Source organism: Delftia sp. DLF01 (assembly GCF_014852125.1).
Taxonomy (GTDB): Bacteria; Pseudomonadota; Gammaproteobacteria; order Burkholderiales; family Burkholderiaceae_C; genus Comamonas; species Comamonas acidovorans.
Window position 1 is genome coordinate 1,069,246 of the sequence record NZ_JACVAZ010000002.1, and the last position, 20,237, is coordinate 1,089,482.

The window sequence follows — 20,237 nt, forward strand, 5'->3', positions numbered from 1 at the left end:
GCAGCCGCCGGCCGGGCATGGCCCTGTTTCTGCCCCGGACCGGCATTCCCCTGAAATCCCCTCGCGCTCAGCGGCCATGGGCCGTGCGCGCCCGCCGCAGCGGCCTGACCGGCTGATGAACGATCAGGCCTGACCTGCGCGCGGGCAAGGAGTCCGTGTATGTCTTTCCCTTCGTCCTTTCCGTCGAGGACGGCTTCCCACGCACCATGGAGCGCCTGGCCCGGGCCGCGCGCCCTGCTGGTGATGGCCGTGCTGACCGCTTGCGCCGCCGTGCAGGCGGGCGAGCCTGCCGATGCGGCTGCGCCATCTGCAGCCCCTGTTTCCGAGTCCACACCGGCCGGCCCGCCGCTGGACCTGCAGCAGGCCCTGGCCCTGGCGCTGGACGGCAACCCCGGCCTGCGTGCGGCCCGCCGGGCGCTGGAGGCCAGCGATGGCGCCGTGCTGCAAAGCCGTGCCCGGCCCAACCCCGAGCTGGCCTGGTCGCAGGAGGACACGCGCCGCAGCACCCGCACGCTGACCGTGCAGCTGAACCAGACCCTGGAAGTGGGCGGCAAGCGCGAGGCCCGCATGCGCGTGGCTGAGCGCGGGCGCGACCTGGCTCAGGCCGAGCTGGCGGGGGCCGAGGCTGCGCTGCGCGCCGACGTGGGCACGGCCTTCTTCGGCGTGCTGGCTGCGCAGCAGCGCGTGGTCCTGGCCGGGCAGACGCTGGAGATCGCCAGCAGCGCGCGCGAGGCCGCAGCCCGCCGCGTGGCCGCCGGCAAGGTGGCGCCGCTGGAGGAAACCCGGGCCCGCGTGGCCGAATCCGGCGCCCGCCTGGAGCAGGCCCAGGCCCGCTCGGGCCTGCGCGTGGCGCGCGGCCAGCTGCAGGCGCTGTGGGGCGAGCGAGTCCGCCCCTTCGGCCAGGCCGAGGGCGCGGTGGACGCCCTGCCCCAGCTGCCTGAGCTGGCAGCCCTGCAGCAGCGCATCGAACAGGCGCCCGCCGTGCTGCGTGCGCGCCAGGCGCTGGAGCAAAGCCGCGCCACGGCCGACCTGGAGCATGCGCGGCGCCTGCCCGATCCCACCGTCAGCCTGGGCGTCAAGCGCGCCACCGAGGTCGGGCGCAACCAGCTCGTGGTCGGCGTCTCCGTGCCCCTGCCCGTGCTCGACAGCAACCGGGGCAACCAGCTGCAGGCCCTGCGCCTGGCCGACCAGGCCGAGGAGCAGTTGCTGGCCACGCGCGTCCAGCTGCAGGCCCAGCTGTTCGAGGCGCGCGAGCTGCTGCAGGCCAGCCGCGAGCAGGCGCGCCAGCTGGCCGAGGAGGTTCTGCCCACGGCGCGCACGGCCTACGAGCTGGCCTCGCGCGGGTTTGCGCTGGGCAAGTTTGGCTACCTCGACGTGCTGGACGCACAACGCACCTGGTCCGAGGCGCGCAGCCAGTACCTGGACCAGCTGCTGGCCACCCACCGCGCCGCCGCCGACATCGACCGCCTGCTGGGCACCGAATCCGGCCTCTGATTCCGATAGCAACCTGATTGCATCCAGACCATGAACACCAAGCCCTCCTCCTCCCCCCTCGGACCGCGCCGCACCCTCGTGGCCATTGCCGTCATCCTGGCCCTGGGCGCGCTGGCCGCCACGCTGATCCTGCGCAGCGGCACGCCGGGCGCTGCCAAGGCCGACAGCCATGGCCACGGCCACAGCGAGGCCGCAGGCCATGCCGATGGCGAGCACCACGGCGCCGCAGCAGCCGCAGCCGATGGCCACAAGCACGATGAAGGCCATGCCGACGATGAACACCATGAAGACTCCAAGGCGGAAAAAGCCGAGGCCAAGCCTGCCGCCCAACCTGCCGCCAAACCGGCTGCAGAAGCCGGCCATGGCGACGACGAAGGCCTGATCGCCATGGACGCCCAGCGCATGCAGGCGGCCGGCGTGCGTCTGGCCGAGGCCGGTCCGGCCACCGTGCGCTCCGTGCTGCAGCTGCCCGGGGAGATCCGCTTCAACGAAGACCGCACGGCCCACGTCGTGCCGCGCGTGGCCGGCATTGCCGAGAGCGTTCCCGCCAACCTGGGCCAGAACGTGAAGAAGGGCCAGCTGCTGGCCGTGCTCAGCAGCGCCGCCGTGTCCGAGCAGCGCAGCGAACTGCTGGCCGCCAGCAAGCGCCTGGAGCTGGCCCGCACCACCTACGCACGTGAAAAGCAGCTGTGGGAGGAAAAGGTCTCGGCCGAGCAGGACTACCTGCAGGCGCGCCAGGCGCTGCGCGAGGCCGAGATCGCCGTCTCCAACGCCCAGCAGAAGCTGGCCGCCACGGGCGCCGGTGCCGGCGGTGGTGCGGGCGGGCTCAACCGCTTCGAGCTGCGCGCGCCGTTTGACGGCGTGATCGTGGAAAAGCACCTGTCCGTGGGCGAGGCCGTGCAGGACACCACCCAGGTCTTCACCATCTCCGACTTGCGCAGCGTCTGGGCAGAGATGCGCGTGGCCGCGCCCGACCTGCCCGCCGTGCGCGTGGGCGAGAAGGCCACGGTGCGCGCCACGGCCTTCGACTCCTCGGCCACGGGCGAGGTGGCCTATGTGGGCGCACTGATCGGCCAGGACACGCGCACGGCCCCCGCGCGCATCACCCTGCCCAACCCCGACGGCGTGTGGCGCCCGGGCCTGTTCGTGAACGTGGAGCTGACGGCATCGTCCCGGCAGGCGCCTCTGGCCGTGGCCACGCAGGCGCTGCAGAAGATGGAGCAGCAGACCGTGGTCTTCGTGCCCGTGCAGGGGGGCTTTCGCGCCCAGCCGGTGCGCGTGGGCCGCGCCGACGGCAAGACCACCGAGGTGCTGGAAGGCCTGAAACCCGGCCAATCCTACGTGGCCGAGGGCAGCTTCATGCTCAAGGCCGAGCTGGGCAAGGCCACGGCCGAGCACTCCCATTGATGCGGGCATGAACGGAGAACTCCATGTTTGAACGCATCATCCGATTTGCCATAGAGCAGCGCTGGCTGGTCCTGCTGGCCGTGCTGGCCATGGCAGGGCTGGGCATCTACAACTACCAGCGCCTGCCCATCGACGCCGTGCCCGACATCACCAATGTCCAGGTGCAGATCAACACCCAGGCCAGCGGCTACTCGCCGCTGGAGACCGAGCAGCGCGTCACCTATCCCATAGAGACGGTGATGGCCGGCCTGCCCCACCTGGAGCAGACGCGCTCGCTGTCGCGCTACGGCCTGTCCCAGGTCACCGTGGTGTTCAAGGACGGCACGGACATCTACTTCGCACGGCAACTGGTGGGCGAGCGCATACAGCAGGCGCGCGACAGCCTGCCTGCCGGCATCACGCCCACGCTGGGCCCCATTTCCACGGGCCTGGGCGAGATCTACCTGTGGACCGTGGAGGCCGAGGACGATGCGAAAAAGCCCGACGGCACGCCCTACACGCCCATGGACCTGCGCGAGATCCAGGACTGGGTCATCAAGCCACAGCTGCGCAACGTGCCCGGCGTCACCGAAATCAACTCCATCGGCGGCTACGCCAAGGAGTACCTGGTGGCGCCCGCGCCCGAGAAGCTGGCGGCCTACGGCTTCACGCTGGCCGACATCGTCACCGCCCTGCAGCGCAACAACAGCAACGTGGGTGCGGGCTATATCGAGCGCCAGGGCGAGCAGTACCTGATCCGCGCGCCGGGCCAGGTCGGCGGCATCGCCGACATCCGCGAGGTCATCGTGGGCTCGGCCCAGGGCCAGCCCATCCGCATCCGCGACCTGGCCGAGGTCGGCCTGGGCCAGGAGCTGCGCACGGGCGCGGCCACCGACAACGGCCGCGAGGTGGTGCTGGGCACGGTGTTCATGCTGATCGGCGAGAACAGCCGCACCGTCTCGCGCGCCGTGGACCAGCGCATGACCGAGATCAACCGGGGCCTGCCCCCGGGCGTCAAGGCCATCACCGTCTACGACCGCACCAACCTGGTGGACAAGGCCATCGCCACGGTCAAGAAGAACCTGGTGGAGGGCGCGGCCCTGGTGGTGGTCATCCTCTTCCTGTTCCTGGGCAACCTGCGCGCGGCGCTGATCACGGCGCTGATCATCCCGCTGTCCATGCTGTTCACCTTCACGGGCATGGTGCACTACAAGGTCAGCGCCAACCTCATGAGCCTGGGGGCGCTGGACTTCGGCATCATCATCGACGGCGCCGTGGTCATCGTGGAGAACTGCGTGCGCCGCCTGGCCCATGCGCAGGAGGCGCGCGGACGGTCGCTGACGCGCAGCGAACGCTTCCATGAAGTCTTCGCCGCCGCGAAGGAAGCGCGCCGCCCGCTGCTGTTCGGCCAGCTCATCATCATGGTGGTCTACCTGCCCATCTTCGCGCTCACGGGCGTGGAGGGGAAGATGTTCCATCCCATGGCGCTCACGGTGGTCATCGCGCTGGCCGGCGCCATGCTGCTGTCCATCACCTTCATCCCGGCGGCGATTGCGCTGTTCATGGGCGACAAGGTGGCCGAGAAGGAAAACCGCCTCATGGGCTGGGCGCGCCGCGGCTATGCGCCCGTGCTGGCGCGCGTCATGGCCGCGCCCGCCGTGGTGCTCACGGCCGCCGCCGTGGCCGTGGCGCTGAGCCTGCTGCTGGCCACGCGCCTGGGCAGCGAGTTCGCGCCCAACCTCAACGAGGGGGACTTCGCCATCCAGGCGCTGCGCATCCCCGGCACCAGCCTTACGCAGTCGCTGGAAATGCAGATGCAGATCGAGAAGGCACTCAAGAAGGAGTTCCCCGAGATCGACCGCGTGTTCGCGCGCACCGGCACGGCCGAGATCGCCTCCGACCCCATGCCGCCCAACATCTCCGACGGCTACATCATGCTCAAGCCGCGCAGCGAGTGGCCCGACCCGGCGCGCCCGCGCGATGAGCTGCTGGCCGCCGTGCAGGCGTCGGTGGACCGCATCCCGGGCAACAACTACGAGTTCTCCCAGCCGATCCAGCTGCGCTTCAACGAGCTGATCTCGGGCGTGCGCAGCGACGTGGCCGTGAAGATCTTCGGCGACGACATGGCCGTGCTGGAGAAAAGCGCCCAGACCGTGGCCGGCATGCTGCAGCAGATTGCGGGCGCCTCCGAGGTCAAGGTCGAGCAGACCACGGGCCTGCCCATGCTCACCGTGCAGATCGACCGCGAAAAGGCCTCGCGCTATGGCCTGAACATGGGCGATGTGCAGGACGCCATCAGCACCGCCATGGGCGGCACCGAGGCGGGCACGGTATTCCAGGGCGACCGGCGCTTCGACATCCAGGTGCGCCTGCCGGACGCCGTGCGCAACGACCTGCAGGCCTTGAGCCGCCTGCCCATCGCCCTGCCGCGCGGGGCGGACGGGCGCATCGGCTTCGTGCCGCTGTCGGCCGTGGCCACGTTCGAGACCGCGCCCGGCCCCAACCAGGTCAGCCGCGAAGACGGCAAGCGCCGCATCGTGGTCAGCGCCAATGTGCGCGGGCGCGACATGGGCTCCTTCGTGGGCGAGGCACAGCAAAAGCTGCAAGGCCTGTCGCTGCCGCCCGGCTACTGGACGCGCTGGGGCGGCACCTTCGAGAACCTGGAGTCGGCCACGCGCCGCCTGCAGATCGTCGTGCCCGTGGCCCTGCTCATGGTCTTCGTGCTGCTGTTCGCCATGTTCGGCAATGTGCGCGACGGGCTGGTGGTCTTCACGGGCATTCCGTTCGCGCTCACGGGCGGCATCCTGGCGCTGTGGCTGCGCGACATACCGCTGTCCATCTCGGCGGCGGTGGGCTTCATCGCTCTGTCGGGCGTGGCCGTGCTCAACGGCCTGGTCATGATCTCCTGGATCAGAACCTTGCGCGAACAGGGCGCCAGCGTGCCCGACGCCGTGACCGAAGGCGCGCTCACCCGGCTGCGCCCCGTGCTGATGACGGCCCTGGTCGCCTCGCTGGGCTTCGTGCCCATGGCCATTGCCACGGGCACGGGCGCCGAGGTGCAGCGTCCGCTGGCCACGGTGGTGATCGGCGGCATACTGTCGTCCACGCTGCTGACCTTGCTGGTGCTGCCGCTGCTGTACCGTCTGGTGCACCGCAACGACCCGTCGGAGGCGGACGCCGCAGGCACAGTGCCCACGGCATCGGCACCAGCCGCTTAGCACGCCACCCACGCCCCCATGCCGCCTGGCAGGCCCTGTGGCCGCCAGGCGGCGCGGGGCTTTTTTCCATGCCCGGCCGCCTCGGCACCAGGGGCTGGCCGGCTGGCCAAACATCTTTTCCAGTCGATGTGAACGTCGCGCATCAGGCATGGAGCGGCGGCAGGCTCCTGCCTAGAATTTGTCCCACAACAGCAAGGACAACGGGAGGGAGACAAGGCCATGAACAGCCCCGCCAGCGGACAACACGGTCGTGCCCGCATCGCCGTGGAGAGCCGGTCCATCGACTGCATTCCCGACAGCGAGCGCCATGCGCGGCTCGCCGACCAGGGGCCGTTCTGGTTCCTGGGCAACTTCCACTTCTTCACGCTTTCCATCGGCTTCGTCGGCCCGTCGCTGGGGCTCTCGGCGCCCTGGAGCGCCCTGGCCGGCACGCTAGGCATCATGTTCGGCACGCTGTTCATGGCGCTGCACGGCGCGCAGGGGCCGCAGCTGGGGCTGCCGCAGATGATCCAGTCGCGCGCGCAGTTCGGCTTTCGCGGCGTCACCCTGCCGCTGTGCGCCACGCTGCTGGTGTTCACGGGGTTCAACGTCGTCAACGTCTCGCTCATCATGCAGGGCATGCAGGCCGTGTTCGGCCTGCCGCCAGCGCCCACGGCCTGCGTGGCCGTGGCGGTGGGCGCCTTGCTGGCGGTCTGCGGCCACGATGTGATGCACAGGGCCTTCCGCTGCGCGCTGATGCTGGCGCTGCCGCTGTATGCGCTGGCCACGCTGGCGTTGCTGGCAGGCGTGGGCGAGCCCGCCTTGCACGTTCGGCCGGAGCCATTGCCAGGATTCGCATGGAGCGCCTTTGCCGCGCAGTTCACCATCGCGGCCAGCTACAACATCTCCTATGCGCCCTATGTGTCCGACTATTCGCGCTACCTGCCGCGCCATACCGCGCCCCGGCGCCTGATCGCGGCCATCTTCCTGGGCGCCTCGCTGTCCGGGGCCTGGATGATCGGGCTGGGCGCGTGGATGGCGCAGCGGCTGCAGGCCGGCGACGCGCTGGCGGCGCTGGGACGGATCGGCACCGGCCTGTTCCCGGTCGCGGACCGGCTGCTGCCTGCCCTGGCCGTCGTGGCCTTCGTGCCCATCATCGCCCTCAACACCTACAGCGCGGCGCTGACCGTGCTCACGGCGGCGGATTCGCTGGGCGGCCTGCGCCCCACACGCAGCGCACGCGGTGCACGCGAAGCACTCGGCACACTCGGTGCACGCATCGGTGCCATCGCCGCCATCAGCGCCACCATCCTCGCGTGCGTGCTGTCCATCCAGGGCAGCGGCGTGGCATTGCTGCATTCCTTCCTGGCGCTGCTGCTGTACTTCCTGGTGCCGTGGACGGCGGTCAACCTCGTGGACGACTTCCTGGTGCGCAAGGGCCGCTACGCCATCGCCGATTTCTTCACGCCACAAGGCATCTACGGCGCCTGGGGCTGGCGCGGCATCTGCGCCTATCTGGGCGGCTTTGCGGCCATGGTGCCCTTCTTCCACATCCACGACGCCACGGACGGCCATGCGGTCTTCATCGGCTGGGCTGCGCAGCGGCTGGGCGGCGTGGACTTCGCCTGGCTGCCGGGCATTCTCGTAGCCGGCAGCCTTTACTGGGTGCTGGCCCGCAACCTGGATCTGCAGGCCGAGGAGGCCGCCAGTTGCCAGTCTCGGCAGGACAGCCACCCTTTGCATCTCAAGGAGCGCACACCATGACGGAGCACCGCATCCGCATCATCCAGCCCCGTCTGCGCGACGGCGACATTGCCGGCAACCTGGCGATGACGCTGAAGACGATCAGGGCCAGCGCGGGTCAGGCCGACCTGCTGGTCTTTCCCGAAACCTGCATCAGCGGATTTCCCCGGCCGGACAACGTGGCGCAGCTGGCAGAGCCGCTGGATGGCCCCTCGGCCACTGCGCTGCGCGAAGCCGCGCGGCAAGCCGGCGTGGCCGTCGCCATCGGCCTGGCCGAAGCAGACCAGGGCCGCCACTTCAATGCCGGCCTGCTGATCGATGCCGATGGGCAGGTGCTGCTGCACTACCGCAAGACCATGCTCTACGACTCGGACCACGGGGTCTTCGAAGCCGGGGATCGCCAGCCCGTCTGCACATGGCGCGGCCTGCGAGTGGGAATGCTGATCTGCTTCGACATCGAGTTTCCGGTACCGGCCCGCGCCCTGGGCGTGCAGGGCGTGGACCTGATCGTGCTGATGGACGGGATGATGCACCCCTACGGCCACATCCATCGCCACGCCGTGCCCGTGCGCGCCATGGACAACCAGTGCTACATCGCCATGGCCAACCGCGCCGGTCCCGGCGACAGCTACGCGTTCTGCGGCGAAAGCCAGTTCGCCGATCCCTTCGGCCAGACGCTGGCGCGCATCGCGGGCGATGCCGAGGGCCTGCTGGACGTGCGCCTGGACCCTCTGGCGCCCGGCCGCGCGCGTGCGCAGTACCGGGGGTGACGAGCGCCGAGGCGCCGCAGTGTCTCGGTCATCGCGGTCATCTGTGCCGGTTGTATGACAGCAATGTCACCATCCTGTGGGGCTGGTGTGGGCACGTGATTTCTACATTGGAGTCCTCTCCTCGGCGTTCCGCATCGCGGGGCGTGGGGAGAACGAATTACCAACGTGCCTGAAAGGAATCACATCATGTCGCAACGCCGCTTCACCCCCGCCACCCTCATCGCCGGCCTGGCCGCATCGGCAGCGCTGCTGCTGCCCGGCATGGCATCGGCGGCCGGATACATCCACCCGGCCAACAACGAGGCGGGCGCCGTCGTCCACCCCGAGCATTTCAAGAGCAGCAAGACACGCGCCCAGGTGATTGCCGACGCCGAGGCAGCCGTGCGCCAGGGCGGCACTTCGCGCTTCAATGCCAGCGTCTATCCGGCTCCCGCACCGCAGACCGGCGCGGGCAAGACACGCCAGGAAGTGATCAATGAACTGATCAACGAAACGCCCGCCCAGCGCGATGCACGCCAGCGCGCCATGGGTGGCTGATGCGCAGGCGGGGCCCGTGCCCCGCAGGTGCCGGATCAATGCAAACCCGACGCGCCGCCTGGCTACGAGCCTGCGGCGCGTTCCGCTTCCTCGGCATCATGGGCGCGCGCAATGGCCAGGATCACGTCGCGCGCCAGCCGGCGCTTGGGCACGGGAAGGCGCAGGTAGATCTTGAACAGCTCGTTGTCCTCATAGCCCAGGCCTGCGGACCAGGCGCTCTTGGGTTCGCGCACCTCGCGAACCTGCTGCGGCGAGCGCAGGAACTCCTCCAGCGGCACCTGCAGCCAGTCGGCCAGCGCAGCGAGTTTCTTGGCGTTGGGCATGGTCTTGCCGACCAGCCAAAGGCGCACGCCGTGCTGGGACATGGGCTTGCCCCAGAAACGGGAATTGAACTCGTGCTCCAGCACGGCAGGCCTGGCTTCATAGCCCTGGGCCTGCATCGAATCACGTAATTTTTGAGCAAACCGCTGCTTTGCATCCTGCATGCGCGAACGCTATGGGATTGGTCTGATTGAGATGTGAGTATTGATAAAAATCACATCTCTTTTTTATTGATAGTTAATATCAACCATCGATCTGGAAATCACATGCACGGGGGAGCAAATGCGTTGGCAACGAGTGTGGCTGCTGCCCTCGAGCCTTGTACTGGTGCTGGGCGGTTGCGGCGGTGACGACGACGATGTCCTCGCGGTCCGGGCCGCGTCCTGGGGCGGTGCATCGGGGGTCTCGATAGGCCAGGTGCTCCAGGAGAGGAACGCATGCGCGCGCAGTGCATGGCGCAGCGTGGGCGATGGAAGCGGCGGGCGCATCGTCGAGTACACCTGCGAGAGATCAGGCACGCATGGATACCTGCAGCTGCGTCTGCGCCAGGATGCCGAGCAGCTGCAGCAAGCGGCCGATGGCGAGCAGGCACGGTTCGAGGCCCGGCTGCGTGGCGGCTGGCGCGAATTGCTGATGCTGGAGCGCCAGCGCCAGGAGATGCTGGGCCGCCATCGGCTTGAGGCGCAGAAGGACGCGGAACGCATGCGCCTGCACCTGGAAGACCTGCGCATGCTGGAGGAAATGACAGACTGCCGCAGCTTCCGTCCGCAAGGGCTGGGCGCCGAAGCAGCTCCGCAGCGGCTGGTGCTGGCCGCCGACGCTTGCGTGCGTTCCGGGCGCCTCGCCGAGCCGGTCTACGCACGCGAACGCAAGCAGACGCTGGAGCGCATGCGCGCAGCCCTGCCGCGCTACGACGAGGCCCGGCTGGGGCGCGAGGCGGCTCTGCGAGCACTGGAGCGCACGCTAGAGCAGCAGGAGGCGGCACTGCGCAGACTGGAGGAGGACCGACCCGAGACAGGGGAGCGCATCCGCAGATCCCTGGCCGAGCGGCTGGAGGCGATGCGCCTGCGGCTGAACCAGGTCGGCCGTGTGCGCGAACTCACGCGCTGGGGCGTGGCCGGTGCGCGCGTGGCCTACCTGGACACCGCCTTGGCGATGGAATGCGGCATGCGCACCCTGTCCCATGCCGTACCACTGGAGGCCATGATCGAAGACCTCGCGGAGGACCTGGCCGTGCCCCGGCAGGAAGCTGCGCTGGCCCGCGCGCTCGATGGGCTGTGGCTGCGCTGCCTGCAGCAGCCGTGACCAGCGGGTTGCATGGTGCTCGTTGCACGGAGCCGGTTGCACCGCGCCCGTTGCACGTCGCCGGTTGCACCACGCCCGTTGCACGTCGCCTCAGAATCTCGGCAGGTCCGGGTGGGAGATCTGGCCGCCGCGCACCAGCATCTTTCCGTACTCGGCGCAGCGGTTGAGCGTGGGAATCACCTTGCCGGGGTTGAGCAGGGCCTGCGGGTCGAAGGCGGCCTTGAGCGCGAACATCTGGTCGTTCTCGGCCGTGGTGAACTGGGTGCACATGGAGTTGAGCTTTTCCACGCCCACGCCATGCTCGCCAGTGACCGTGCCGCCCATGGCCACGCTGGTCTCCAGGATGTCGGCGCCGAACAGCTCGCAGCGGTGCAGTTCGTCGGGGTCGTTGGCATCGAACAGGATCAGCGGGTGCAGGTTGCCGTCGCCCGCGTGGAACACGTTGGCGCAGCGCAGGCCGTATTTCTTTTCCATCTCCTGGATGGCCAGCAGGATGTCGGCCAGGCGTTTGCGCGGGATGGTGGAGTCCATGCACATGTAGTCGGGGCTGATGCGCCCGCTGGCGGGAAAGGCGTTCTTGCGCCCGCTCCAGAAGCGCAGGCGCTCGGCTTCGCTTTCGCTCACCGTGATGGCCGTGGCGCCCGCGCCGCGCAGCACTTCGCTCATGTGGGCGATCTCTTCCTCGACTTCCTCGGGCGTGCCGTCGCTCTCGCACAGCAGGATGGCCTCGGCCGTGAGGTCGTAGCCGGCCTTGACGAAGTCCTCGACGGCGGCCGTCATGGGCTTGTCCATCATCTCCAGCCCGGCCGGGATGATGCCGGCCGCGATCACGGCGGCCACGGCGTCGCCGGCCTTGCGCACGTCTTCGAAGCTGGCCATGATGCAGCGCGCCAGCTGGGGCTTGGGGATCAGGCGCACGGTGACTTCGGTGGTCACGGCCAGCATGCCCTCGCTGCCGACCAGGACGGCCAGCAGGTCGAAGCCCGGCGTGTCCAGTGCCGTGGAGCCGAACTCCACCGGCTCGCCCTCCACGGTGAAGCCGCGCACCTTGAGCACGTTGTGCACCGTCAGCCCGTACTTGAGGCAGTGCACGCCGCCCGAGTTCTCGGCCACGTTGCCGCCGATGGTGCAGGCGATCTGGCTGCTGGGATCGGGCGCGTAGTACAGGCCGAAGGGCGCGGCGGCCTCGCTGATGGCCAGGTTGCGCACGCCGCACTGCACCACGGCCGTGCGGCTGGCCGCATCGACCTGGAGGATCTTGTTGAACTTGGCCAGCGACAGCGTCACGCCCATGGGATGGGGCAAGGCACCGCCCGACAGCCCGGTGCCCGCGCCGCGTGCGATCACGGGCACCAGAATGGCGTGGCAGGCTCGCAGCACGGCCTGGACCTGGGCCTCGGTCTCGGGCAGGCAGACCACCAGCGGGCGCTGGCGGTAGGCCGTGAGGCCGTCGCATTCATAGGGCGTGGTGTCCTCGGCATTCCACAGCAGGGCGTGGGCGGGCACATGGCGGGCCAGCGCGGCCACGACCTCGGCCTGGCGCCGTGCGCGCTCGGAGACTGTGGGCTGCTGGTGGGCCGCATCGGCGGCGGCCGACGCCATGGCGCCGGGAGCGGGGCTGGCTGGGGAGCTGGCGGAAGTCATGGAGCCTGACTTTAGGCGATGCTGCCGTCTTTGTGCAGCGGGACTGCGCTGATGTTTATTGCAACGGCGCGTGAAATCCGCGAAATCAGTTATGGGCGCCTCAGCAGGCCATCGCCCTCTTCAACCATTCAGCAAAGGCCGCGCATTCCCAGCGGTCCATGGTGCCGGTACGCCAGCACAGGTAGTGGGCATGGGGACTGGCCGTGTCCACGTCGAACAGGCGCACCAGGGTGCCGTTGTCCAGCCAGGGCGCGCCCAGCTTGTGGCGCACCAGGGCGATGCCCATGCCGGCCGAGGCAGCATCGCACATCAGGCCGATGTCGTTGAACTGCGAGCCCTCGTGCGGCTCGGGCCAGTCCAGGCCGGTGGCGCCGAACCAGGTGCGCCAGGGCTCCAGCGGGCTGCGCAGCAGGGGCATGCCTTCCAGGTCCTGGGGCTGCTCGAAGGGGCCGTGCTCGCGGATGAAGGCCGGCGAGGCCAGCGGCGTGACCACGTCGCGCGCCAGCTCGATGTGCTCCACATCGGCATAGTGGCCGGGGCCGAAGCGCACCATCAGGTCGGCATCCTCGGCCACCACGTCCAGCAGCGGGATGGAGACCTGCAGGGCGATGTCGATCTCGGGATAGGTTTCCGTGAACTGGCGCAGGCGCGGGATCAGGATCACGCGCGCAAAGGTGGGCGTGACGGCGAGCTTGAGCCGGCGGCGGCCCGGCGCCGTCACCTCGCCCGGAAAGCGCTGCAGCGCGCCCAGGCCCTCGCGCACGTGGGACAGGTAGGCGCTGCCTTCGGTGGTGAGCGAAAAGTCCGAGCGGCCGAACAGCCGCGTGCCCAGGATCTGCTCGAGCTGGCGCACGCGGTGGCTGACGGCGCTGGGCGTGACGCACAGCTCCTCGGCCGTCTGCGTCACGCTGCGCAGCCGCGCCAGCGCCTCGAAAGTGAGCAGGCACTGTATGGGCGGAATGCGGCGGGCGCCGCTGCCGGGCGGGGCAAAGCCGCTGCCGGCGGCAAGGGTCACGTTCGCCATGGGCGGCCGGGAACCGGCTTCAGCGGAAGACCACGGTCTTGTGGCCGTTGAGGATGACGCGGTGCTCGCTGTGCCACTTGACGGCGCGGGCCAGCACCTGGCTCTCGGTGTCGCGGCCGCGGGCCGTGAGGTCCTCCACGGTGTCGGTGTGGTCGGCGCGGGCCACGTCCTGCTCGATGATCGGGCCTTCGTCCAGGTCGGCCGTCACATAGTGGGCCGTGGCGCCGATCAGCTTCACGCCGCGGTCATGGGCCTGGTAGTAGGGCTTGGCGCCCTTGAAGCTGGGCAGGAAGCTGTGGTGGATATTGATCGCGCGGCCTGCCAGCTTGGTGCACAGGTCGTTGGACAGCACCTGCATGTAGCGCGCCAGCACCACGAGTTCGGCGCCTTCGGCCTCGATGATCTCGAACTGCTTTGCCTCGGCCTGGGCCTTGGTGGCAGCCGTGACGGGGATGTGGTGGAAGGGGATGTTGTAGCTGGCCGCCAGCTGGTAGAACTCGCGGTGGTTGCTGATGATGGCGCGGATGTCCACCGGCAGCAGGCCGCTCTTCCAGCGAAACAGCAGGTCGTTGAGGCAGTGGCCTTCCTTGCTGACCATGAGCACGGTCTTCATGGCTTCGGCCTTGGTGTGCAGGCGCCACTTCATCTGGTACTGGCCGCCCAGGTCGGCCAGGGCCGCCCTCAGAGCCGCGGGATCGCAGCCGTTGCAGGCAAATTGCACGCGCATGAAGAACAGTCCGGTGGCCGGGTCGTTATACTGCGCGGCCTCTTCGATGTTGCCGCCTTGCTCGAGCAGAAAGCCCGAGACGGCATGTACCAGACCGAGCCGGTCGGGGCACGAAAGGGTAAGAATATAGGCTTGGGTCATAGCGGCGCAATTGTCGCAGCATGGACACGACCCTGCGCAAGTCACACGTTCTGGGAACGTTCTGAGGAACCACATGCAAGATCAGGGAGAGCAGCCCCGAATACCGCTCTGGGGCGCAATGACCCTGTACGTGTGCGCAGGTCTGCTGTGGCTCTGGGGCGTGGAATGGCTGCTGGCGCACCTGCAGATTCCGCCCGAGGCGGCGGCGCAGCGGCGCATGCTGTCCTCGGTGACCCTGGTGCTGGTCACGGCCGTGGGCGGCGGCTGGCTGCTGTGGCGCATGCGCCGTGGAGAGCGCACTGCCCATGCCGCGATGGCCGCCGGGCGGGAGGCCGACGAACGCCAGCGCCTGGCCGCCGCCGTGGTGGACAACACCATGGAGGGCGTGGTCGTCACCGACGCGCGCAGCCGCATCCTCTCGGTCAACAGCGCCTTCACGCGGCTGCTGGGCTATACCGAGCAGGAGATGCTGGGCAAGACCCCGCGCATGTTCAAGTCAGGCCGCCACGACAAGGCCTTCTACGAGGCCATGTGGGACAGCATGCAGGCCACGGGCCACTGGCAGGGCGAAATCTGGAACCGCCGCAAGAACGGCGAGGTCTTCCCCGAGCGCATGTCGCTCAGCGCCGTCAAGGACGCACAGGGCAAGGTCACGCACTACGTGTGCATGTTCACCGACATCTCGGCCGAGAAGGCGCGCGAGGCCCAGCTCGAATTCCTGGCCCACCGCGACATGCTCACCGGCCTGCCCAACAGCGTGCGCTTCACAGCGCTGCTGGAAGACGCCGTGGCCGAGGCGGCCGCCGAGCAGGGCACGCTGGCCGTGATGCTGCTGAACATTGATCGCTTCAAGGACGTCAACGACAGCTACGGCCACGCCATTGGCGACCAGGTGCTGCGCCACATCGCCGCCCGTGTGCACGATTCCCTGGGTCCCCAGGACCTCATAGGTCGCATGGCCGGTGACGAACTGGCCGTGCTGTGCAAGGGCATGAGCGAGCGCGGCGACGCCATCGCCCGCGCACGGCAACTGATCGCGGCGGCCGGCCAGCCCTGGAGCTCGCCGGACGGCCTGTCCGTCATGGCCGGCGTCAGCGTGGGCATCTGCATGTATCCCTCCCACGCCGGCAATGCCCAGGACCTGCTGCAGGGCGCGCATGCCGCCGTCTACGGCGCCAAGTCGCGCAGCGGCCGTGCCTGGTGCTTCTTCGAGGAAGACATGACCTCGGCCGCGCGCGAGCGGCTGGCCATGGAGGCACGGCTGCGGCAGGCCATAGACCTGGGCCACCTGCGCCTGTACTTCCAGCCCCAGATCGACCTGGCCACGGGCCGCCTGGTGGGCGCCGAGGCCCTGGTGCGCTGGCTGGACCCGGACGAGGGCCTCATCTCCCCGGCACGCTTCATTCCCGTGGCCGAAAGCTCGGGCGTCATCGGCGCGCTGGGCCTGTGGGTGCTGCGCGAGGCCTGCGCCCAGGGCCAGCGCTGGCGCGATCAGGGCCTGCCCGAGATGACCATCGCGGTCAATGTCTCGCTGCACCAGTTCCTGCTGACCGACATTGCCGGCGCCACCGCCGACGCGCTGGCCGCCACGGGCTTCGCCCCGCACTGCCTGGAACTGGAAATCACCGAAAGCGCCCTGGCCGAGCGCCCCGAGGAGGCCCTGGCCGTCATGCGCCGCCTGCGCGCCCAGGGCCTGCGGCTGGCCATCGACGACTTCGGCACCGGCTATTCCTCGCTGGCCCACCTCAAGCGCTTTCCGCTGGACCTGCTCAAGATCGACCAGGGCTTCATCCGCGATATTCCGCACAGCGCGGACGACATGGCCATCAGCGGGTCGGTGATCGCGCTGGGGCATGCCATGGGGCTCAAGGTTCTGGCCGAGGGCGTGGAGACGGCCGAGCAACTGGCATTCCTGCGCGGCAAGGGGTGCGACTTCTTCCAGGGCTATCTGTGCAGCAAGCCCTTGCCCGCACAGGCGTTTGGGGAGTGGGTGTCGGACAACCAGGGCATGTGGGCCGTGCAGGGCTGATCGCCCGATGCACGGCGGGCCGAGGCACGGCCCCTGCTCCACCACTCAGGCCAGGGGACCCGAGCGGATCGACGGCAAATCAGGCCAACGCCTCCGCCGGCCCAAAGAATTCATAGCGGACCTGCCCTTCCGGCACCCCCAACACCCGCAACGACTCCTTCACCGACCGCATGAACGGCCGGGGCCCCAGGAAATACACATCGGCATCCACTGAAGGCAGCCACTCCCCCAACTGCCGGGCGGTCAGCAGTCCCTGCGCATCGACCTCATCGCCCTCCTCCACCCGGTCATAGCAGTAGTACCGGCTGAGCTGCGGATGCACTGCGGCCAGCGCATCCACACGTTCACGGAAGGCATGAACACCGCGCTCACGCGCGCAGTGGATGAAGACCACGGGACGCTTGCTGGGCAAGGCCGCATCCAGCATGGGCAGGGTCGGCGTGATGCCCACGCCGCCGCTGATCAGCACCAGCGGACGCTCGCCGGGCTGCAGCGTGAAGTGGCCTGCGGGCGGGAACAGCTGCAGCGTGTCGCCGACCTGGGCCCGGTCGTGCAGGAAGTTGGAGACCTTGCCGCCTGCCTCGCGCTTGACGCTGATGCGCAGGCTGCGGCCATCGGCGGGCGCGGACAGCGAGTAGTTGCGCCGCTGCTCCTGGCCGTCCACCACCAGGCGCAGGCCGATGTACTGGCCGGGCTGGTGGGCGATGACGGGGCCGCCATCGGCCGGCACCAGGTAGAACGAGGTGATCTCGGCGCTTTCCGCCACCTTGTCCTCGACCACGAAGGCACGCTCGCCGCGCCAGCCGCCTTCGGCCGCCCCCGTGCGGTCATAGGCCTGGCGCTCGGCGCCGATCAGGATGTCGGCCAGCTGCTGGTAGGCGGCGCCCCAGGCATCGATGACCTCGTCGGTGGCGATCTCGGCGCCCAGCACTTCGCGGATAGCGCGCAGCAGGCAGGTGCCGACGATGGGGTAGTGCTCGGGCTGCACCTGCAGCGCAACATGCTTGTTGATGATCTGCGCGGGCAGATCGCCCAGGGCCTCGAGCCGGTCGATGTGCTTGGCGTACATGAGCACGCTATAGGCCAGGGCACGCGGCTGGGCACCGCTTTGCTGGTGGGCCATGTTGAACAGGGCGCGCACCTCGGGGTACTCGCCCAGCATGGTCTGGTAGAAGTGGGTGATCAAAGCCTCGCCGCCGGTTTCAAGCAGCGGGACGGTGGATTGGACGATGGCACGTTGGCGGTCGGTCAGCACAAGAAACTCCTTGGGTACGGGGACGGGCATGCCCGGTGCGATGCCGGGCATGCCTTGACAAAGGCAAGTGCCGTGCCAGGACTGCAGCCCTTGCAGAACAAGGGTTTGGCGTTTCATGCGTCAATATGACCTTCGTCAAATCGAGTCTTTTTGACAGCTATTGCAGTCCTTATGACCACATCCACCGCCCTGCATGCCCTGACCCCTCTGGTGGCCGACCTGGCCCAGGACCTGCCCGAGCGCGAGCGCTTTCGCCGCCTGCTGGCAGCCCTGCGCGCCGTGCTGCCGGCCGATGCCGCCGCCCTGCTGCGGCTGGAGGGCGAGTGGCTGCGGCCCGTGGCCATCGATGGCCTGGTGCCCGATGCGCTGGGCCGGCGCTTTCGCATTGCCGAGCACCCGCGCTTCGCCCAGCTGCTGGCGGCGGGCCAGGCCATGCGCTTTGCGCCCGACAGCCCGCTGCCCGATCCCTATGACGGCCTGGTGGCCCAGGGTCACGGGCCGCTGGAGGTCCACGACTGCATGGGCTGCGTGCTGCAGACGGGCGGCCTGCCCTGGGGCCTTCTCACGCTGGACGCGCTGGACCCGGGGCGCTTTGCCGACCCGGCCGCGCTGGCGGCGCTGCAGGCCTTCAGCAACCTGGCGGCGGCCACCGTGACCACGGCCGAGCGGCTGCGCCGGTTGGCGCGCAGTGCGCGCGCCCTGCCCGCGCCCGGCGCCGCCCCGGGGGGCGAGTCATCGCGTCCGCTGATCGGCCAGAGCCCGGCCATGCGCGCGCTGCAAAAGGACATCGCCCTGGTCGCGGCCAGCGACCTCAATGTGCTGATCACGGGCGAGACCGGCACGGGCAAGGAACTGGTGGCCCAGGCCGTGCATGCGCAGTCGGCGCGTGCGGGCCGGGCGCTGGTCAGCATCAACTGCGCGGCCCTGCCCGACAACCTGGTCGAAAGCGAGCTGTTCGGCCATGTGCGCGGCGCCTTCACGGGCGCGCTGTCCGAGCGCAGCGGCAAGTTCGAGCAAGCCGACCAGGGCACGCTGTTCCTGGACGAAGTGGGCGAGCTGTCCCTGCCCGTGCAGGCCAAGCTGCTGCGCGTGCTGCAAAGCGGCCAGCTGCAGCGCCTGGGCTCGGACCGAGAACACCATGTGGACGTGCGCGTGATCGCCGCCACCAACCGCGACCTGGCCGCCGAGGTGGCGGCAGGCCGCATGCGCGCCGATTTCTTCCACCGCCTGAGCGTCTACCCGCTGCGCGTGCCCGCGCTGCGCGAGCGCGACAGCGACGTGCTGATGCTGGCCGGCTTCTTCCTCGAGGAAAACCGCTCGCGTCTGGGCCTGGGCGGCCTGCGCCTTCACCCCGCCGCGCAATCGGCCCTGCTGGCCCAGGACTGGCCCGGCAATGTGCGGGAGCTGGAGCACCTCATCAGCCGCGGCGTGCTGCGGGCGCTGAGCCGTGCGCCCTCCGCCGCTCCAGCCGGTGGCCGGGCTCGCATGGTCACGCTGGGCCAGGCCGATCTCTGGGATGACGCGCAGCCCCCGGCGACGGCCACCCCGTCCCTGCCCGTCCCACAGGCCGCATCGCCCGGCGCCAGCCCCCAAGGCCTGCGCGAAGCCGTGGAGAGCTACGAGCGCCATCTCATCGACGCCAGCCTGCAGCGCCACCAAGGCAGCTGGGCCGCCGCCGCACGCGAACTGCAGATGGACCGCGCCAACCTGCAGCGGCTGGCGCGGCGGCTGGGACTGGTCAGGCAGGACGCCTGAGCGACATCAGCCACCCATACCCGCTCACCAGTAGCACCCCCGCCAGCACCATCAGTGCCCCGGCCAGGAAGTTGGGCTCGATGGGCTCGCTGAGCAGCCAGGCACCGAAGACCACGCCGAAGATGGGCGTCATGAAAGAGAACACGCCCAGGCGAGAGGCCAGGTATTGGGTGAGCAGCCAGAACCAGACCAGGAAGCTCACGAAGCAGACCAGCACGGACTGGAAGGCCAGGCCGGCCCAGGCCAGCGGCGTGGGCTCGAAGCGGGTCTGGCCCAGCAGGAAGGCGGCGGGCAGGAGCAGCGCAAAGCCGGTGGCCAGCTGGTAGAGCAGGGTCTGCGCGGCGGGCAGCGATGCCAGCCGCGTGGTGCGGATGGCCACCGTGGTGGCGCCCCAGGCCACGCCGGCGGCCAGGGCCAGCAGGTCGCCCAGCAGCATGGCGGCGCCTGCTGCCTTCGAAGGCTTGCCGCCGCCCAGGAAGGCCAGCGCTATGCCGGCAAAGGCCAGTGCGATGCCCAGCCATTGCAGCGGCGCCAAGCGCTCCGAGGGCAGCTTCCAGTGCAGGCCCAGCGCCGCGAACACGGGGGCGGAATACAGGAAGACCACCACATGGGCGGCCGAGGTGTGGTTGATGCTCTCGCCCACCAGCAGGAATTCCAGCGCAAACAGCGTGCCCACGGCCAGGCCCGGGCGCCAGCTGCCGTCGCCCCACTGCACGCGCATGCCGCGCCAGCGCATGAACAGCCACACCAGCACGGCGCCCACGCCCGAGCGCAGCGCGATCTGCAGCGTGGGCGCAATGGCATCGGCCGTGGCCTTGAGCAGGATCTGCTGCAGGCTCCAGATCAGGCACAGCATGAGCATCAGCGCGGCGGCGCGCGCGTCCAGCGGTTTGCGTGAATCCACGGCAT

15 protein-coding genes are annotated in these 20,237 nt (G+C 69.4%); 9 read left to right on the forward strand and 6 right to left on the reverse strand.

Going from position 1 to position 20,237, the window contains the following annotated elements; all coding sequences use genetic code 11:
* Window positions 1–159: 159 nt before the first annotated feature.
* The 6 genes from IB269_RS13265 to IB269_RS13290 all read left to right on the forward strand — a co-directional run bounded on the left by IB269_RS13265 (window position 160) and on the right by IB269_RS13290 (window position 9,127).
* Window positions 160–1,494, forward strand: a complete 1,335-nt coding sequence (locus tag IB269_RS13265; RefSeq protein WP_192367355.1) for a TolC family protein — start codon at window positions 160–162, stop codon at window positions 1,492–1,494.
* 30 nt (window positions 1,495–1,524) lie between these two features.
* A complete protein-coding gene (locus IB269_RS13270) occupies window positions 1,525–2,901 on the forward strand; it encodes an efflux RND transporter periplasmic adaptor subunit (RefSeq protein WP_100566222.1) in 1,377 nt (458 codons plus the stop codon).
* A 23-nt stretch (window positions 2,902–2,924) separates the two neighbouring features.
* A complete protein-coding gene (locus tag IB269_RS13275) occupies window positions 2,925–6,098 on the forward strand; it encodes an efflux RND transporter permease subunit (protein ID WP_192367356.1) in 3,174 nt (1,057 codons plus the stop codon).
* Window positions 6,099–6,317: 219 nt separating this feature from the next.
* Window positions 6,318–7,841 carry a purine-cytosine permease family protein gene (locus IB269_RS13280; protein WP_192367357.1) on the forward strand — a complete coding sequence of 508 codons (1,524 nt, stop codon included), beginning with the start codon at window positions 6,318–6,320 and terminating at the stop codon, window positions 7,839–7,841.
* Window positions 7,838–8,590, forward strand: coding sequence for a carbon-nitrogen hydrolase family protein (locus IB269_RS13285; RefSeq protein WP_043820377.1), 753 nt, complete (start codon window positions 7,838–7,840; stop codon window positions 8,588–8,590). Before IB269_RS13280 ends, IB269_RS13285 begins: the two co-directional genes overlap by 4 nt.
* Before the next feature lie 186 nt (window positions 8,591–8,776).
* On the forward strand, window positions 8,777–9,127 hold the full coding sequence (locus IB269_RS13290; RefSeq protein WP_012203017.1) for a DUF4148 domain-containing protein: 351 nt from the start codon (window positions 8,777–8,779) through the stop codon (window positions 9,125–9,127).
* A gap of 62 nt (window positions 9,128–9,189) precedes the next feature.
* Here IB269_RS13290 and IB269_RS13295 read toward each other — a convergent pair whose 3' ends face one another.
* A complete protein-coding gene (locus tag IB269_RS13295) occupies window positions 9,190–9,612 on the reverse strand; it encodes a hypothetical protein (RefSeq protein ID WP_013804415.1) in 423 nt (140 codons plus the stop codon).
* A 118-nt stretch (window positions 9,613–9,730) separates the two neighbouring features.
* Between IB269_RS13295 and IB269_RS13300 the strand changes: the two genes are divergently transcribed.
* The gene (locus IB269_RS13300; RefSeq protein WP_192367358.1) at window positions 9,731–10,753 is read left to right on the forward strand and encodes a hypothetical protein; all 1,023 of its coding nucleotides are present in this window, start codon (window positions 9,731–9,733) and stop codon (window positions 10,751–10,753) included.
* Between the two features lie 90 nt (window positions 10,754–10,843).
* Here IB269_RS13300 and IB269_RS13305 read toward each other — a convergent pair whose 3' ends face one another.
* The 3 genes from IB269_RS13305 to purU form a co-directional block, all read right to left on the reverse strand.
* On the reverse strand, window positions 10,844–12,355 hold the full coding sequence (locus IB269_RS13305; RefSeq protein WP_192367541.1) for an FAD-linked oxidase C-terminal domain-containing protein: 1,512 nt from the start codon (window positions 12,353–12,355) through the stop codon (window positions 10,844–10,846).
* Between the two features lie 142 nt (window positions 12,356–12,497).
* Window positions 12,498–13,421, reverse strand: coding sequence for a LysR substrate-binding domain-containing protein (locus tag IB269_RS13310; protein WP_012203013.1), 924 nt, complete (start codon window positions 13,419–13,421; stop codon window positions 12,498–12,500).
* Window positions 13,422–13,440: 19 nt separating this feature from the next.
* On the reverse strand, window positions 13,441–14,289 hold the full coding sequence (gene purU / locus IB269_RS13315; protein ID WP_013804418.1) for a formyltetrahydrofolate deformylase: 849 nt from the start codon (window positions 14,287–14,289) through the stop codon (window positions 13,441–13,443).
* Between the two features lie 73 nt (window positions 14,290–14,362).
* Here purU and IB269_RS13320 point away from each other — a divergent pair, with 73 nt between their 5' ends.
* Complete coding sequence (locus tag IB269_RS13320; RefSeq protein ID WP_013804419.1) at window positions 14,363–16,318, forward strand: putative bifunctional diguanylate cyclase/phosphodiesterase; 1,956 nt, start codon at window positions 14,363–14,365, stop codon at window positions 16,316–16,318.
* A gap of 79 nt (window positions 16,319–16,397) precedes the next feature.
* Here IB269_RS13320 and hmpA read toward each other — a convergent pair whose 3' ends face one another.
* On the reverse strand, window positions 16,398–17,624 hold the full coding sequence (gene hmpA / locus IB269_RS13325) for an NO-inducible flavohemoprotein (RefSeq protein WP_192367359.1): 1,227 nt from the start codon (window positions 17,622–17,624) through the stop codon (window positions 16,398–16,400).
* A 120-nt stretch (window positions 17,625–17,744) separates the two neighbouring features.
* Here hmpA and norR point away from each other — a divergent pair, with 120 nt between their 5' ends.
* Entirely contained in the window at window positions 17,745–19,328 is a 1,584-nt protein-coding gene (gene norR / locus IB269_RS13330) for a nitric oxide reductase transcriptional regulator NorR (RefSeq protein ID WP_192367360.1), read from the forward strand.
* Here norR and IB269_RS13335 read toward each other — a convergent pair.
* Window positions 19,312–20,232, reverse strand: coding sequence for a DMT family transporter (locus tag IB269_RS13335; RefSeq protein WP_013804422.1), 921 nt, complete (start codon window positions 20,230–20,232; stop codon window positions 19,312–19,314). The genes norR and IB269_RS13335 overlap by 17 nt on opposite strands.
* Window positions 20,233–20,237 lie beyond the last annotated feature (5 nt).